The organism is Curtobacterium sp. PhB191, assembly GCF_004346515.1.
GTDB lineage: Bacteria > Actinomycetota > Actinomycetes > Actinomycetales > Microbacteriaceae > Curtobacterium.
Map to the genome: position 1 here is coordinate 22,362 of NZ_SMBV01000004.1, position 13,679 is coordinate 36,040.

General features: G+C 69.8%; 11 protein-coding genes and 1 tRNA gene. 5 read left to right on the top strand and 7 right to left on the bottom strand.

Annotated elements, in window-relative coordinates:
- The first annotated feature begins 20 nt into the window (after positions 1 to 20).
- From EDF48_RS07825 to EDF48_RS07845, 5 genes are all read left to right on the top strand, one after another.
- Positions 21 to 2,582 (top strand): transglycosylase domain-containing protein, encoded by a 2,562-nt coding sequence (locus EDF48_RS07825; protein ID WP_131879227.1) that lies wholly within the window; start codon positions 21 to 23, stop codon positions 2,580 to 2,582.
- Positions 2,579 to 3,535: a metallophosphoesterase gene (locus EDF48_RS07830; RefSeq protein ID WP_131879229.1), complete on the top strand. Its 957-nt coding sequence runs from the start codon at positions 2,579 to 2,581 to the stop codon at positions 3,533 to 3,535. The genes EDF48_RS07825 and EDF48_RS07830 overlap by 4 nt, the downstream gene beginning before the upstream one ends.
- Before the next feature lie 91 nt (positions 3,536 to 3,626).
- Positions 3,627 to 3,700: transfer RNA gene (locus tag EDF48_RS07835), tRNA-Pro, on the top strand.
- Positions 3,701 to 3,850: 150 nt separating this feature from the next.
- The gene (locus EDF48_RS07840) at positions 3,851 to 4,876 is read left to right on the top strand and encodes an ATP-binding protein (protein ID WP_131879231.1); all 1,026 of its coding nucleotides are present in this window, start codon (positions 3,851 to 3,853) and stop codon (positions 4,874 to 4,876) included.
- Complete coding sequence (locus tag EDF48_RS07845) at positions 4,873 to 5,490, top strand: response regulator transcription factor (protein WP_131879233.1); 618 nt, start codon at positions 4,873 to 4,875, stop codon at positions 5,488 to 5,490. Before EDF48_RS07840 ends, EDF48_RS07845 begins: the two co-directional genes overlap by 4 nt.
- Positions 5,491 to 5,581: 91 nt before the next feature.
- On the opposite strand, the gene EDF48_RS07850 is transcribed toward EDF48_RS07845, so the two are convergent.
- From EDF48_RS07850 to EDF48_RS07880, 7 genes are all read right to left on the bottom strand, one after another.
- Entirely contained in the window at positions 5,582 to 6,631 is a 1,050-nt protein-coding gene (locus EDF48_RS07850; RefSeq protein WP_131879235.1) for an LLM class flavin-dependent oxidoreductase, read from the bottom strand.
- Positions 6,632 to 7,006: 375 nt separating this feature from the next.
- Positions 7,007 to 7,633: a thymidine kinase gene (locus EDF48_RS07855; protein WP_123292145.1), complete on the bottom strand. Its 627-nt coding sequence runs from the start codon at positions 7,631 to 7,633 to the stop codon at positions 7,007 to 7,009.
- The gene (locus EDF48_RS07860) at positions 7,633 to 8,265 is read right to left on the bottom strand and encodes a response regulator (protein WP_111084224.1); all 633 of its coding nucleotides are present in this window, start codon (positions 8,263 to 8,265) and stop codon (positions 7,633 to 7,635) included. The genes EDF48_RS07855 and EDF48_RS07860 overlap by 1 nt, the downstream gene beginning before the upstream one ends.
- Before the next feature lie 55 nt (positions 8,266 to 8,320).
- On the bottom strand, positions 8,321 to 9,565 hold the full coding sequence (locus EDF48_RS07865; RefSeq protein ID WP_131879237.1) for a hypothetical protein: 1,245 nt from the start codon (positions 9,563 to 9,565) through the stop codon (positions 8,321 to 8,323).
- The gene (locus tag EDF48_RS07870) at positions 9,562 to 10,815 is read right to left on the bottom strand and encodes an ATP-binding protein (protein WP_131879239.1); all 1,254 of its coding nucleotides are present in this window, start codon (positions 10,813 to 10,815) and stop codon (positions 9,562 to 9,564) included. The genes EDF48_RS07865 and EDF48_RS07870 overlap by 4 nt, the downstream gene beginning before the upstream one ends.
- 153 nt (positions 10,816 to 10,968) lie before the next feature.
- Entirely contained in the window at positions 10,969 to 12,075 is a 1,107-nt protein-coding gene (locus EDF48_RS07875) for an Rv2578c family radical SAM protein (RefSeq protein WP_131879241.1), read from the bottom strand.
- A gap of 46 nt (positions 12,076 to 12,121) precedes the next feature.
- Positions 12,122 to 13,609 (bottom strand): malate:quinone oxidoreductase, encoded by a 1,488-nt coding sequence (locus EDF48_RS07880; protein WP_131879243.1) that lies wholly within the window; start codon positions 13,607 to 13,609, stop codon positions 12,122 to 12,124.
- Between the last annotated feature and the right edge of the window lie 70 nt (positions 13,610 to 13,679).

Below are 13,679 nucleotides of genomic sequence, written 5' to 3' on the forward strand. Positions count from 1 at the left end.
TGTCGTTTAGGCTGCATCCTATGTCTGCCCAGAAGACGTCTGCCTCGCGGACCAAGCCCGTCTCAGCAGTCGGCGCCTTCATCGGATTCGTCGGGTTCAGTGCCCTCGCCGGCCTGCTCGTCACGATCGGGGTCACCCCGGCCATCGCGGTCGCCGGTGTCACGACGACCTCGACGATCGGTGTGTTCGAGTCGCTGCCGGAGTACATCGAGATCGGTGACCTGCCGCAGCGCAACGAGCTGTACGCGTACTCGGGCGGCAAGTCGGTGCACTTCGCGACGCTGTACGACCAGAACCGGCAGGAACTGAAGTTCGACCAGATCAGCGACCAGCTGAAGAACGCGGCCATCGACGGCGAGGACAAGCGCTTCTACAGCCACGGCGGCGTCGACATGACCTCGCTCATCCGCGCCGGCGTGGGCAGCATCGCCGGTGGACTCGGCGACTCGGGCGGTGGGTCGACATTGACCATGCAGCTCGTCCGCAACATCAAGATGAACGAAGCGCTGAACCTCCCCACGAAGAAGGAGCAGCAGAAGGCCTACAACGAGGCCGTCGAGCAGACCATCCCCCGCAAGCTCGAGGAGATGAAGCTCGCGATCGGGCTGGCAAAGAAGTACTCCAAGAAGGAGATCCTCACCGCCTACCTGAACATCGCGTACTTCGGCGACCAGACCTACGGTGTGCAGGCCGCTGCGCAGCACTACTACAACAAGAGCGCGACGAACCTGACCCCGGCCGAGGCCGCCTCGCTGATGGCCATCGTGCAGTACCCCGAGGCGCGCAACCTGTCGACGCCGAAGAAGTACGACGCCAACGTCGCCCGGCGCAACGTCATCCTGCGCTCGATGTACGACCAGAAGAACCTGACCGAGGCCGAGTACCGCACGGCCCGCCTGTCGAAGCCCGCGGACTACGTGCACCTGACGCAGCCCTCGCAGGGCTGCCGGGCATCGGTCGGCGACGGCTCGCAGTTCTTCTGCGACTACGCCAAGAAGGTCGTGCTCGAGATGTCGCAGCTCGGCTCGTCGCAGAAGGCACGCGACACCGCGTGGCGGAACGGCGGCTACAAGATCCAGACGACGCTGAACATCGACCTCAACGCCGAGCAGAAGCAGCTCCTCAACACCTACGACAACAAGGCCGAGACGAACCTGGCCTTGGGCGCGACGCTCAACTCGATCGAGGCCGGCTCCGGCCGCATCGTGACGATGGCGCAGAACAAGGACTTCGACGAGTCGCTGAAGTCGGCACCGACATCGACCTCGTTGAACTACAGCGTCGACTACAAGTACGGCAACTCCGGCGGGTTCCAGACCGGCTCGACGTACAAGCTCTTCACCCTGCTGGATTGGATCAAGACCGGCCACGGGCTCAACGAGACCGTCAGCGGTGCTGAACGTGTGGTCACGCCGTGGACCATCTGCGGTCAGACCGACTACACGAAGTTCGACGTCTCGAATGACGCTCCGGGCGAGGGCGGCAACTGGAGCGTGCTCGGGGCCACCGCTGGCTCGATCAACGGCGCGTTCGCGTCGATGGCCCAGAAGCTCGACCTCTGCGACATCCGGGACATCGCGCAGTCGCTCGGTGTGCACCGCGCTGACGGCGGCGAGCTGCAGTACCAGAACCCGTCGGCCATCCTCGGTACCAACGAGATCGCCCCGATGACGATGGCCGCTGCCTACGCCGCTGTCGCGAACAACGGCATCTACTGCAAGCCGATCGCCATCGACCAGATCACCTCGCCGTCCGGCAAGCAGCTCGGCGGCCAGACGAAGGACTGCCAGCAGGCAGTTGACCCGGCGTTCGCACAGGCTGCGATCTACGCCATGAAGGGCACGATCACCAGCGGTACCGCGCGCGGTGCACAGACGCCGGACGGCACCCAGATGTTCGCCAAGACGGGCACGACCGACGAGGCTGACCAGATCTGGCTCGTCGGCGCGAGTTCACGCGTCGCCACCGCCTACTGGCAGGGCAACACCGACGGCAAGAAGAACAACCTCCGGCACTACAGCAACGGGGTCAACGGCACGTACGCCGGATCCCGCGCCGATGTGTGGCGGCAGGCGATGACCGCGATCAATGCCACCTATCCCGCCGGTGCCTTCACAGACCCGCAGCCCACGGCGATCCGTGGCAACGCCAAGGCACTCCCGAACCTGCAGGGGAAGACCGCTGACGAAGCCCGCGCAGCGATCTCCGGCGCCGGCTTCACCTACGTCGACGGTGGCGCCCGCCCCGGCACCGGCAACCCCGGTTCGGTGTCGTCGACCTCGCCGTCCGCTGGTGCACTCCTGTCCTCCGGTTCGAGCGTGACGGTCTACACCTCGGACGGCTCGCAGGCCAACGTGCCGGAGATCGGCGGTGACTCGCTCGGCGATGCCCGCTCGGCGCTGAACGACGCCGGATTCGGCAACGTCAACGTGTCGGACGACTTCGCGAAGGGCGGCGGGAACAAGACCTGCAAGGTCGCAGCCGTCGAACCCGCGATCGGCGCTGCCGCCGACAAGAACGCCGACGTGAACATCCAGTTGTACGGCGACAAGAACGGCAAGGCGCCCAAGGACTGCAAGTGACCCGCGGTCGCGCCGCGCTCGGGGTCCTCGCAGCCGGCGCGGCCGTCGGTGCTGCCTCGTTCGCCTGGGGCTCGCTCGTCGAGCGTCGACGCTTCGGCATCCGGTGGGAGACCGTCCCGGTCCTCCCGCCGGGGTCCCGTGACGTCACCGTTCTGCACCTGTCCGACATCCACATGGCCCCGTGGCAGGCCGACAAGCAGCAGTGGCTGCGCGACCTGTCCCTGGTCGAGGCGGACTTCGTCGTCAACACCGGCGACAACCTCGGGCACCCCACGGCGAACGCAGCCGTGGAGTACGCATTGGAGCCGTTCCGGGGTGTTCCCGGCGTGTTCGCGTACGGGTCGAACGACTTCTTCGGACCGTCGCCGCGCAACCCGCTGAAGTACTTCTCCGGCCCGAGCCGCATGCACAGCGAGGCGAAGCCCGTCGAGCTCGACATCGACCGGCAGACGGCGTTCTTCGAGTCCCTCGGGTGGCTCGACCTGAACGACCACGCCCGCGCCATCGAGCTCCGCGGCTCGCGGTTCGAGCTGTTCGGCACCTCGGACGCACACCGCGACTGGGACCGGCTCGACCTGCTCCCCACGAACGTCGACGAGATGCGCGGCGAGGTGCCCTGGTCCGAAGACGAGGACGGCCCAGCTCCCGTCGCGATCGGAGTCACGCACGCGCCCTACCGCCGCGTGCTCGACGCCTTCGTCACCCAGGGTGCGGACATCATCTTCGCTGGCCACACCCACGGCGGCCAGGTCCAGGTGCCCGGGGTCGGTGCCCTCGTCACGAACAGCGACCTGCCCCGCCGGTACGTCAGCGGGCTGCACAAGTGGGAGCACCGGAACCACTGGTCGTGGCTCGAGGTCTCGGCCGGTCTCGGCACCTCGATCTACGCGCCCGTGCGGTTCTCGTGCCGCCCCGAAGCGGTCGTCGTCACCCTCACCGCCCGCACCTCCTGACGACGCGCCCGGGAGTTCGCCGGATGGTCGTGAGCACCCCCGATCATCGGATAGTATTGTCGGGTTGCTCCGGTACGGAGTGATCACACCGCGGGGTGTGGCGCAGCTTGGTAGCGCGCCTCGTTCGGGACGAGGAGGTCGCAGGTTCAAATCCTGTCACCCCGACACTGTGTTGAGACAGTACGAAGAAGGCCCTGGTTCTCCGGAACCGGGGCCTTCTGCTTTTCCACGGTCGGGCGCTCGGCACTACACCTCCCGACACACGACGTGGCCGCCGCTCCGCCGGCTGCGACGACGCAGATACCCTCGACAGCGATGTCACGCGCCGACCACTTCCGCCCGGTCCTCGAACGGATCGCCGCACAGTTCCCCGAGCTCGCCGACGACCCGGTCCTGACGCAGAACCTCGTCGACAACGTGACGTCGATGATCGCCGAGGCACACGCGCGCTACGCCGCCGGTGCCGAGGACAGCGTGGTGAGCGGCGCGTACCTCGATCCGGAGCACCTGGCCTCCGGCTCCCTGCACGCCGAACAGTCCCAGCACCCCGCCGGCGCGATGCTCGCCGCGGAGATGCTCTTCGACGCCTACCTGCCGCTCTTCGTGGACGAGGTCGGCGCGGAATCCACCGCCGAGGTCCTGCGTGCCACCAGGGCGCTCCACGCGGGCATCTGGAGCCGGTTCCCCGCCGGGGCCGTCGCCTACACGGAAGCGCTGCGCCAGCGCGCCACGACGGCGCACCTGGACTCCCGCACGCAGATCGCCCGTGACCTGCACGACCGCGTCGCGCACGGCATCCTCGCCGGGCTCCAGCGGCTCGACCTCGTGCTGCTGACCGATCCCCCGGCCGGTGAACGAGCCGACCAGCTCGACGACGCCGCACGGCTGCTGCGCGGAGCACTCGGCGACGTGCAGGACCTCGCGGTGAGCCTGCACGCCCGCGTCGGCGACGCCCTGCTCGACGATGCGCTCGCCCGGCACGCCAGGGACCTGTTCTCCGACGACGACCGTTTGTCGTTCAGCACCACGGGTACGCCCGAGCACCTGCCGAACTGGCAGGCGGAAGAAGCACTGACGATCCTGCTCGAGGCGCTCACGAACCGCCGGAAGCACGCTCCGCACTCCACCGCCGAGGTGCACTTCGCGTGGACCACGGCATCCCTCGTCGTGACGGTCTCCGACGACGGTCCGGGCTTCGACCCCGATGCCGACGCCGACGGACGCCTCGGGCAGCAGACCATGCGCGAGCGGGCCGCGGTCATCGGCGCGCGACTCGACGTCGAGAGCACCCCAGGCACCGGCACCACCGTCCGCCTGACGATCCCGAGGGGCACGCTGTGACCGTCACGCACGTCGCCATCGTCGACGACCACCAGCTGTTCCGCGAAGGACTGGCCACGATCCTCGCCGCTGTCCCCACGATCCGTGTGGTCGCACACGGCGAGCGTCCGTCCGACGTCCTCGACTCCCCCGAGGCGGCCGCCATCGACGTCCTGCTCCTCGACGTCGAGCTCGACGGTCCGCCGGCACGCACCACGATCGCCACGGTGCGCCGCACCCGTCCGGACGTCCGCGTGGTGGTGCTCACGATGCACCGCGATGCCGTCCTGCGTCGGACACTGCTCGACGCCGGTGCGGTCGACTTCGTGACGAAGGACACCCCGAGCCGCGAGCTCGTCGACCGCATCGCCCGGGCCGCACACGCCGATGCCGCGCCGGTGACGTTCCCGGTCGACCTGGTCACCGAGGCCCGCGCGGGATCACCGCTCAGCGACCGCGAGCTCGAGGTCTTGCGGCTCCTCGCGGCTGCGCGCACCAACGCCGAGATCGCGACGGACCTGCAGCTCGCGATCGGCACGGTCAAGCGGCACGTCTACAACGTGTTCCGCAAGCTCGACGTCGGTTCGCGGGTCGGCGCCGTGGCTGCGGCGACGCGCCTCGGCCTGCTCACCTGAGGCTCCGCTCCACTTGGTGAGCAGAAATGGTCGGGTGCCCGACGGCGACCCGACCATTTCTGCTCACCAAGCGAACGAACGAGCGAACGAGCTAGACCGACGCGGACGCCGCCGCGCCAGCGCGCACGAGCCGCCCGGCGGCGTGCAGCCCTGCCACGACGTCGAGCGCCTGGTGCCGGTACCGCGCCTGCGCAGCACCCGGAGCGACGATCACGCCGTTCGCCCCGGTGGACTCCACGAGCGCGTTGATCTTGTCCGCCACCTGGTCGGCGGTGCCGTACGCCTGGCGCTCGGTGCGGGCGGCGATGAACCGACGCTCGAGGTCGTTGAACTCGTACGCGCGGGCCTCGTCCATCGAGACCGGCTCGGGCTTCCGTCCGGAGCGCATCCGGATGAACGAGATCATCCCGGGAGCGCTCTGCTCGTCGACGACGGCCGGGTCCTCGTCGGTGACGACCTGCACGCCGATGAGTGCGTTCGGCGTCTGGCGGAACCGCGAGGGCCGGAACGAGTCGCGGTACAGCGCGAGCGCCGCCTCGGTGTTGTCCGACGCGAAGTGGTGGGCGAAGGCGAACGAGACGCCGAGCGCCCCGGCCACCTGCGCGCTGTACCCGGAGGAACCGAGCAACCAGAACTCCGGCACGTCGCCGTAGCCGGGCACCGCGCGGATGCGGGACAGCGGGTTCGACTCGTCCATGCCGGTGAAGAACCCGATCAGGTCGGCGAGGCGGTCCGGGAAGTCGTCGACGTCGAGCCGGTCGGTGCGGCGCAGCGCCATCGCGGTCGCCCCGTCGGTACCCGGCGCACGGCCGAGCCCGAGGTCGACGCGGTCGCCGTACAGCGCTCGGAGCGTGCCGAACTGCTCGGCGATGACGAGGGGTGCGTGGTTCGGCAGCATGACGCCGCCGGAGCCGATGCGGATGGTCGAGGTGGCCGCGCCGACGGCGCTCAGCAGCACCGCGGGGGCCGACGAGGTGATGCCGGGCATGCCGTGGTGCTCGGCGACCCAGAACCGCTCGTAGCCGAGCTTCTCGGCGTGGACCGCCATGTCGATCGAGCCCTGCAGGGCTTCGGTGTTGGACTGGCCGTACTCGCGCGTCGCCAGGTCCAGGACGGACAGGTGCAGGGTGTCGTCGCTCATGTGGTCACCAACGCACGCCGCGGCACACGCATTCCACGACGAGACCGCCTCCTCCACCGGTCAGGACACGCCGTCGTCCGCCAGCCGACCGGTCACCAGGCGTCGCCCGGACGTCGCACAAGCGACGGTTCGCGACCGAACGGCGGACGCATGCGGCGCGCCTTGGACGTCAGGCGCGACGGCCGGGAGGCCCGTGGCGGGGCTGCACCGCGCCTCCAGGCCGTCTGCGGTCGCGTCTCGAGCGCCGAGCGGTCACGACCTGCCGCGCGCACCTCTCGGACTGGTCGCGTCCGGTCGCCCGACGGGCGGAGCGGCGACACGACGTGTCCGCTCGGCGAACGCGAGCGGTGTGTGACGATCTGCCCGCAGAGCGGATCAGGCGCCGTCGAGCCGGCCGCCGGACTCCGTCAGGTAGCAGTTGGCGCAGAGCGACTCGTAGGCGACGTCGACGCCGTCGATGGCGACCTGCGAGCCGTCGAACACGAACCGGCCGTCGACGGTGCGGGCGTTGAAGACGGCCTTGCGTCCGCACCGGCAGATCGTCTTGAGCTCTTCGAGCGAGTGCGCGACCTCGAGCAGGCGGGCGCTGCCCGGGAACGCCTCGGTGCGGAAGTCGGTGCGGATGCCGTACGTGATCACCGGGATCTCGTCGAGGACCGCGATGCGCAGCAGGTCGTCCACCTGCTGCGGCGTGAGGAACTGCGCCTCGTCGACCAGCACGCAGCTGACGGCGCGGACCATGCCGTCGAGGCGGTCGGACTCGGGGTCGACGGCGCCGGCCGCGGCGACCGCGGACCGGACGTCGGCATCGGGGGCGAAGACCAGGTCGACGGTGCGGGTCACGCCGAGGCGGGACACGATCTCACGGTCGCCCTTGGTGTCCACCGCGGGCTTCGCGAGCAGGACCCGGTGGCCGCGCTCCTCGTAGTTGTAGGCAGCCTGCAGGAGCCCCGTGCTCTTGCCGCTGTTCATCGCGCCGTAGCGGAAGTAGAGCTTCGCCACTACGCGAGGAACCCGTCCTCGGCGGCCCGCCGGATCAGGTCGGACTTCTTCGAGGCGGGACGGCCGACCTTGCTGTACTTCTCGCGGACCCGGCGCAGGTAGGTCTTCGCGGTCTCGTACTGCACGTTCATCTGCGCGGCGACTTCGTTCGTCGAGTAGCCGGACACGTACAGCCGGAGCGCTTCTTCCTCGCCGTGGCTGAGCTTCGGACGCTGGTGCGCAGCCGCTCCGGTGGGCAGCGGACGCCACTCCCGCGGCTGCGGGGTCTCGCGTGCGACGCCCATGATCTCGCGGGCGACGTCCATGACCTCACGCATCGGCAAGGACTTCGACAGGAACGCCGCGGCGCCTGCTGCCAGGGCACGGTCGCGGGACTCGCGGCTGTCGACGCTGGAGAGCACGATGACCTTCGCGCCGGCGGCACGGCAGGTGCGGACACGGGCCTCGATCGAGACGGGTTCCTTGAGCTGGAAGTCGAGGAACACCAGGTCGGTCGGGAAGCTGTCGCTGTGGACCATCTCGAGCCAGGTGTGCGCGGTCAGGGCCAGGTCGAAGTCGAACGCGTTCACCGCGATCCAGCTCGACAGGCTGTCCAGCAGCACCTCGTGGTCGTCGAGGATGGCCAACCGCACACGTCGTGCCCCCGGGTTCGGGAGGGACGGGGACCCCTCCGAGAGCCTGTTCGGGTCAGTGCTGGTCATAGGAGAACCTTAGTGCGAGGGAGGACGGACGAACCGCGACGTCGAGGTCGGGGAACGTCACACGGAGGACGGCGAAGTAGGGGTCGAAGGTGCGGTGGATCCCGATGTCGGAGTCGGCCACGGCGAGGTCGAGTTCGAGCAGCACGCGGGCGTCGCGGGCCGGGTCGGTGCGGGCGGTGTCGGTGCGGGCCGGGTCGGTGCGGGCCGGGTCGGTGCGCGCTGCATCGCCGCGTGTGGCCGCGTCGTCCTGCCCGTCCGCGCGTCGGAGCGTTGCCCGGAACCCGGCCGGGTCGACGGTCGAGGCACGGAAGGCGGCCCGCAGGAACGTCCGCACCACGGAGCGCTGGTCGGCGTCGAGCATCGCGGCGAGCCCGTCCGGGTCGTCGACCACCGGGGCCTCCCCGCCCTCGACCCGCACGGCCTGCTCGAACCAGGTGCGGTCCGCGTCGGCGACCATCGCCCGGCGGATGCCGTCGGCGATCAGTCGTGCCCGCTCGCGGTCGGCATCGGTGATGACCTCGCGCGTGCGCAGCTCGGCGAAGAACGGTGCGACGTCGCGGGCGAGGATCGTCGACCGGTCCTGCTGCACGCTCGCCGCGATGCCGTCCCGCTCCGCACGCTCGACCGAGTAGGAACCAGCCCGGATCTGCACCCGCTCGGCCAGACCCGCGAACGTCCACGCGAAGACGGCCGACGCAGCGGTCAGCACCAGGGTCGGTGCCGCCGCCAGGAAGGCCGCGACGGCGACGGGGATCTCGTGCGGGAACGTCGCTGCACCGACGCCCCAGGTCGCGGCGTTGACGACGGCGAGCAGGGCGCCGCCGATGGTCAGGTCCGTCCAGGGCCGGTACGGCGCGACCATCACGATGCCGGTCGCCGTGATGAGCGACATGAAGTCGTTCAGCGCGCTGCGGTCGGGTCCCCACTGCGCGGCGACGCTCGTCACCGACGCCAGGCCGAGCAGCCCGACGTGCGCGACGAACGCCCACCGCGGGAACGGTGCGCGGAACGGACTCGAGGCGGTGAACACGACCGCTGCCGACGCCGCGACCAGGATGACGGTGAGCGCGCTGAGGGTGGGGCTGCCCACAACGTCACGGTCGAACACGGACACCAGGAGCGCCCAGACGATGCTGGCCGCGCCGAGCCCGATCGCGAGCGGACGCGACCCCATCGCGCCGAGCGGGTCGTACTGCTGCGCGGTCCGACGCGCCTCGGTCGTGGCGCTCACCGGTCGGCTCCCTGCACGCCGCCGACCTCGTCGGGGACCACGGTGCCGACGTGGTCGGTGGCCACGGCGTCGGTCGTGGCGGTGACCGGTCCGAACGGCACCGTCATCATCACGCTCGTCCCCGAACCGGGCGACGACCAGATCTGGACGTCGCCGCCCACCCGCCCGATGCGGTCGCGGACCGAGCCACGCAGGCCCATCCGGTCGGAGCCCGTGGAGTCCTCGTCGAAACCGCGACCGTCGTCGACCACCATCACGGTGCACGACGCACCGTCGTCGAAGACGCTGACCTCGGCCGCGTCGACACCGGCGTGCTTGCGGACGTTGGCCAGACACTGCCCCACGGCGCGGACGAGCGCGGTGACGGCACGCTGGTCGAGCCGGTCGAGGGCGGACGGATCACCGGAAACCGTGACATCGAGACCGGCCGCACGGTGCTCGTCGACCATGACGGCGAACGCGTCGACGGCTGCACCCGGTCGCTGCCGGGCGGCCGGTGCCAGCCACCCCTTGCCGGTCAGGACGGCGACGTCGGCTTCGACGGTCCGTGCCAGGTGCGGGTCCATCGGTCCGTCGGGCGCCAGGGCGATCGCGTTGAGGTGGTTCAGGACGGTGTCGTGCAGGATCGCAGCCGCCTCGGCCTCGACCCCGGCGCGGTACGCGGAGACGTGCTCCTCACGCGCCGAGCGCAACAGCTCCGGCTGCACCCGCTCCGACCGACCGGTGCTCCGGCTCGTGAACAGCACCAGGACGACCACGAAGCCGAGCGTCACCCAGGCGAGCACGAGCGGACGCGGTGGGCCGTCGGCCTGGACGACCGCGATCCACGTCGCCACCCGTCCGGTCAGGAAGCCGAGGAAGGACCACAGCACGACGCGGCTCGGCACCGCGCCGGCACCGCCGACCAGGATGAGCGGGATGACCGCCAACGACAGCAGGTACGAGGTGACCCAGCCCAACGGGACCTGCTGCTGCACGACCATCGCGAACCACCACGCACAGACGCCGCCGACGATCAGGAACGCGACCGCGGAGCGCCAGGTGCCGAACTGCACGTGCACGCCGATCATGCCGAGCATCGGGACGAGCGCCAGGACCGCACTGATCACCTGCACGTCGGGCTCGGACAGCCGGTACAGCAGCAGCGCGATCGCCGCCGCCACCAACGATCCGATCGCACCGGCGTGGAAGGCCCGCACCGTCGACCACGCGTTCACTCGCGGAGCGAGGTGCGTGGGGATGCCGAGCACGAGATGGGTCCTTCCGGGTGGCGGGAATGCCGCCCACGATCAAACACCTCGGTGCTGACCGTGTACCCCGAAACAGCGTCCGTTCGGCGACCCGGTCGATGATACCGGCCCCCACCACGCACCGATGTCCCCCGAACGCGCAACCTTCGTTGCTCAGAACAACGTCTGCGGCGCGACCGGTCGGAGCAGAAGGCGGTCGAAGCCCGGATCCGCGCGCTTGAGCGGCGACGTCGTGGGGATCGACTGTTCCTGCGGCACCGTCGAGGGGTCCGAGAAGCCCATCGACCCCGTCGCCGGGTCCACGCGCCCGAGGCCGACGCCGTGCGCCGCCAGGATCGGTCGGATGCGCTCCGACAGCCAGCGGCGGTAGTCCTTCGGCGCGAAGGTGTTGTCGAGGTACATCGCCCGGTAGCGCGCCACCAGGTCGGGCCGTTCGCGTCCGAGCCACTCGAACCACCACGGCTTCACGCCCGGCCGCAGGTGCAGCGCGGAGTACATGACGCTCGTGGCACCGGCCGCCGCCGCCCGACCGACGGCGTCGTCGAGGTGTGCACGGGTGTCGGTGATGTACGGCAGCACGGGCATGAGGAACACTGCGCAGTCGAGCCCGGCGTCGCGGATCGCCCGCACGGTGGCGAGCCGCGCAGCCGTCGTGGGGGTGCCGGGCTCCACCGACTGCTGCAGGTCGTCGTCGTACACGGCGATCGACATCGCGAGGTCGACCGGCACCACCTTCGCCGCCTCGGCCAGGAGCGGCAGGTCGCGCCGGAGCAGCGTGCCCTTCGTCAGGATGCTGAACGGTGTGCGGCTGTCTGCCAACGCCTGGATCACCCCGGGCATCAGTCGGTACCGACCCTCGGCACGCTGGTACGGGTCGGTGTTCGTGCCGAGCGCGATCGGGTGACGGTCCCACGTGGGCTTGCCGAGCTCACGCCGCAGGACGTCGGCCACGTTCGTCTTCACGACGATCTGCTGGTCGAAGTCGGCTCCGCCGTCGAACTCGAGGTAGGTGTGCGTCGGCCGCGCGAAGCAGTACACGCACGCGTGACTGCACCCCCGGTACGGGTTGATGGTCCACCCGTAGGTGCCGGAACAGTCGGCGCTCGGCACCCGGTTCAGCGCGCTCTTCGCCAGCACCTCGTGGAACGTGACACCCGCGAACTCGGGCGTCGTCACACTCCGGACGAACCCGCTGTTCGACTCCATGCCCGGCAGTGCGTCGCTCTGCTCGGCATCGATCGCCTGTCCACTCCACCGCATGCCGTCATTCGAACACATGTTCGAACGGGCCGCAAGCCGGAGCTGGTCAGTGGTGCAGGCCGAGCACCTTCGCCGTGCGCTCGAGGGTGGCGTCGGCCAGGGCGGCGTCGTCACCGAGGTCCCGCCCGTAGGTCGGGACCATCTCGTGGACCGCGTCCTGCCAGCCGTCCCACCGGTCGGGGAAGCACTTCCGGAGCAGGCCGAGCATGATCGGCACGGCGGTCGACGCCCCCGGCGAGGCTCCGAGGAGCCCGGCGATCGAACCATCGGCAGCCGTGATGACCTCGGTGCCGAACTGCAGCACCCCGCCCTTGTCCTTGTCCGGCTTGATGACCTGCACCCGCTGGCCCGCGATGATCTTGTGCCAGTTCTCGGGCTCGGCGCTCGGCATGAAGTCGCGCAGCGCGTCGAACTTCGTCTGCTTCGAGGCGAGCAGCTGGCCGATCAGGTAGCGCACCAGGTCGAAGTTGGAGAACGCGACGCTCAGCATCGGGCGCAGGTTGTGCGGTCGGATCGACTTGAACAGGTCGAGCATCGACCCCTGCTTCAGGAACTTCGGGCTGAACCCGGCGTACGGCCCGAACATCAGCGACGCGTTGCCGTCGACGATGCGGGTGTCCAGGTGCGGCACCGACATCGGCGGCGCCCCCACGCTGGCCTTGCCGTAGACCTTGGCTGCGTGCTTCTGCACGACCTCGGGGTCGTCGGTGCGCAGGAACTCGCCGGAGACCGGGAAGCCGCCGTACCCACGGATCTCCGGGATGCCGGACTTCTGCAGCAGCTGCAGGGCCCCACCGCCGGCACCGACGAAGACGAACTTCGCGGCGATCTTCTGCGTCGACCGACCGACCTCGTTCAGGACGTCGAGCGCCCAGCCGTCGAAGTCCTTGCCCCGCGAGATGTTCTTGACCTGGTGGTTCGGTTCGAACTCGAGCCCGTCGAGCTCGAGCTGGTCGAACAACTGCCGGGTGAGCGACCCGAAGTCGACGTCGGAGCCCGCCGCCGAGTAGGTCGCGGCGATCGGCTGGTCCTTCTTGCGACCGGGGATGAGCGCGGGCGCCCACTTGCGGATCTGGGCGGGGTCGTCGGAGAACTCGATCCCGGCGAACAGCGGGTGCCCCCGCATCGCCTCGTAGCGCTTGCGCATGTACTCGACGTTGTCCGCACCCCAGACGAAGGAGATGTGCGGGGTCGGGTTGATGAAGTTGGACGGGTCGGGCAGCGTACCGATCTCGACCAGGTGCGACCAGAACTGCCGCGAGACCTGGAACTGCTCGTTGACCGTGACGGCCTTCGCGATCTCGACGCGACCGTCGGCGAGCTCGGGCGTGTAGTTCAGCTCGCAGAGCGCGGAGTGCCCGGTGCCGGCGTTGTTCCACGGGTTCGAGGACTCCTGCGCGACGGCACCGAGGCGCTCGTACACGCGGATCTTCCACGAGGGCTCGAGCCGGTGGATGATCGCGCCGAGGGTGGCGCTCATGATGCCTCCCCCGACGAGGACGACATCGATCGGGTCCACCTGCTTCACTGCCACCCGTCGATCCTACCGGCGTCGACCGACAGGCCGGTCAGCCGCGCGCGGTGACCGAGTCGCTGCGCGCGGC

Excerpts from the sequence above, each read along its gene's own strand:
- EDF48_RS07825 (WP_131879227.1), top strand. The coding sequence starts at position 21 with ATGTCTGCCCAGAAGACGTCTGCCTCGCGGACCAAGCCCGTCTCAGCA.
- EDF48_RS07840 (WP_131879231.1), top strand. The coding sequence starts at position 3,851 with ATGTCACGCGCCGACCACTTCCGCCCGGTCCTCGAACGGATCGCCGCA.
- EDF48_RS07850 (WP_131879235.1), bottom strand. The coding sequence starts at position 6,631 with ATGAGCGACGACACCCTGCACCTGTCCGTCCTGGACCTGGCGACGCGC.
- EDF48_RS07875 (WP_131879241.1), bottom strand. The coding sequence starts at position 12,075 with ATGCGGTGGAGTGGACAGGCGATCGATGCCGAGCAGAGCGACGCACTG.